Source organism: Tenacibaculum xiamenense (genome assembly GCF_964513065.1).
In the GTDB taxonomy this organism is placed as follows: Bacteria; Bacteroidota; Bacteroidia; order Flavobacteriales; family Flavobacteriaceae; genus Polaribacter; species Polaribacter xiamenense.
In genome coordinates, this window is sequence record NZ_CAZEQU010000013.1 from 1 (window position 1) to 3,131 (window position 3,131).

At 35.0% G+C, this 3,131-nt stretch carries 1 protein-coding gene; it reads right to left on the reverse strand.

The window, feature by feature from the left end:
- The coding region (locus tag ACKTTV_RS05275) for an AMP-binding protein (protein ID WP_408029776.1) at positions 1 to 3,131 on the reverse strand (3,131 nt) is incomplete at both ends.

Below are 3,131 nucleotides of genomic sequence, written 5' to 3' on the forward strand. Positions count from 1 at the left end.
GAGATACTACTGGAATTAAAGCTTCTTTAGAGTAATTCGCTATCGTCTCCCATTGACTATCTAAAGCTATGGCAGTTATACCTTCTCTTTCTCCTAATACTTCTGAAGTAACTTTTTCACTAGTCAATACCAATTTGATATCAGCATCAGTGAGCATATACTCAATACGATCTTCTGGATATTCTGGATCGATTGGTACATAAGCACCTCCTGATTTTAAGATCCCTAAAATGCTTACTAGCATTTCAATACTTCGTTCAATACAGATCCCAACTAAAGTATCTGGCTCAACACCTTGCTCACGTAAGTAGTGTCCTAACTGATTTGAACGCTCGTCTAACTCTGCAAAGGTCAATGCTTCATTTTCAAAAACAACTGCTATCTCCTCAGGTGTTTTAGCTACTTGCTCTGCAAATAAATCAACCAATGTTTTATCCAATGGATACTCAGCATAAGTATCATTGAAGCTATTTAGTAATTCTAGTTCCTCTTTTGGTAAAATTGCTGTATCAGTAACTTTAATAGCTTTTTCAGAAGTTAATCCTTCTAATAATTGCTCTAAAGTTTCTTGCATATAATCTAAGATACGAGTCGCATCAATATGCTCTTCAATCTGTACAGTTAATCCGAAATCAATTCCATAATCATCAACACTTAAAGTAAGTGGGTAATTCGTTCTTTCGTGACCTCCAACAAGGGTTATTCCTAAGTCATTTTCCTGTGAAGCATCTTGATTATGAGATGCGTATATAGAATGACGGTAATTTAAAAGAGCACTGAACAACGGAATTTCATTAGAAATATCACTCCAATTCTGAATATTTGACAATGGAGTTTGCTCATAAGGTAATAACTCGTTTAATCCTTTTTTCACCTTTTGAACATATTCTGTAATGTTTCCTTCCAGTTTTGTTAAAAATGGTAAGGTGTTTATAAACAAACCTAAAGATTCTGCGGCTCCAGATGCCCCTTGTAAACGACCTGAGAATAGTGATCCAAATAATGCATAGTCTGAGTTACTACATCTTCCCACAACAATTCCATAAGCTGCATGGAAGATTACCGCAGGACTCATACCTAAATCAATTCCAACAGCTCTAACTTTTTCACTCAGCTCTTTTGGTAATCTGATCTCAGTTTCTTTTATCTCTCTAGTATTTTCTAGAACATTGGTTAGGTTAAAAGGATATGTTGGTTCTTCAATATCCCCTAACAATGCTTTGAAATAATCTTCATCATTATTCGTTGCTTGTGAATGTAAGGTATGTGCAATAAAATCACGATACAATACTGGCGTTGGAAGACTTTCTTTGTTTCCTAATAAGTATTGCTCTATTTCGAAAATCACTCTTTCTAAACCTACGTGATCTAAAACCAAGTGATGTTGATTGATAATTAAATAATAGTTTTCATTCTTTTCATCGTCTGCTGATTTTAACTGTAACAACGGAGCATTAGATACATCTATCCATTGATTTCCAGGTGTAGTTAATTGCTCCAGTTCGGCTAGAACATCTGCTGTATTATTGAACACTAGCTCCTCTACAGATAAATTAGCTTGACGTCTTACTATTTGTACTGCTTTAGGCAAGCCTTCACTTACAATACAAGTTCTTAATACATCATGTCTGTTTACTACAAATTGAAGTGCTTCAATAAACAAAGTACGTTTTGCCTTGTCTTTAAATGATAATAGATTAGATAATATATAAGTATCTCCTTGCTCTTCATTACTCATCAAATAATGGAAATGGATTCCTTCTTGTAATGATGATAATGGATAGATATCTTGAATATTGGAAACACCACCAGGAACTTTCGATACGACTGTATCAATATCTTCTTGACTGAAGTCTAATAATGGAACCATCGCTGGAACAATATGCTCTACTTCTAGAGTAATTCCATTCTCTGGAACTTGATATACTGGAGTTTCTGATGATAATTTCTCTGCAATCTCTGCAATGGTTGCATTAGCGAAAATATCTTTAACCTCTATGTATAATTCAAGTTTTTGCAGTCTTGAAATTAATTGAACCACTAGTAAACTATGACCTCCCAATTCAAAGAAGTTATCATAAACACCTACTTTCTCTAAGCCTAATAAGTCTTGCCAAATTCTAGCAATTTGTGATTCTACTACAGTTCTTGGAGCCACATAAGCTTTGGTTGATAATAGTGATCCATCTAGCTCTGGTAAAGCCTTTCTGTCTAACTTCCCACTGGCGGTTAATGGCATTTCTTCTAGTTCAACCCATAAACTAGGCACCATGTATTCTGGTAAGCTCTCTTTTAATTCGGCTTGAACTTTTTCTTTGTTGAATTCTCCTTCTGCAACTACATATCCAACTAATCGTTTGCTTCCTGTTATATCTTCTTTGGTTAGCACACAACTGTTTTGAATATTGTCTATAACCGCTAAAGCTGTTTCTATCTCTCCTAATTCAATTCTATATCCTCTAACCTTTACTTGTGAATCCTTTCTTCCTACATATTCTAACGTTCCATCAGCTAACCAACGAGCTAAATCTCCTGTTTTGTAAATTCTTTCTCCTTCCTTGAATGGATTCTGAACGAATTTTTCATTGGTTAGTTCTTCTCTGTTTAAATATCCTCTGGCAACTCCTTTTCCTCCTACACATAATTCTCCTACAACGCCTACTGGTACTAATTCTTCTCCTTCGCTTAAAATATAAATCTGAGTATTGGCTATTGGACGTCCAATGGTTTGAACTCCGTTTAATTCTCTTTTGATAAACGTGCTATAGGTAGTCGCTTCTGAAGGTCCGTACAAATCATAGATGGTTTCTACTGAACTTTCTTTGTAAATACGATCTACCAAACTTGGTAATAATGGCTCACCTGCAAGGTTAATCGTTTTTACCGTTTCAGGTAATTTTCCTGATTCTAAGACTCCTTGTAAAACACTTGGTACGGTGTTTATAAGTGAAACAGAAACTTCTGAATCTTCTACTAGTGATAATAAATTATCTACTAATTCAATCTTTGCTCCTGATGCTAATGAAGTAAATATCTCAAAAATCGATAAGTCAAAATTGATAGAAGTACTCGCTAGCATTCCTAGATCCAATGAACCTTTGAAACTGGCTATAGCCCAATTCACTAGGTTG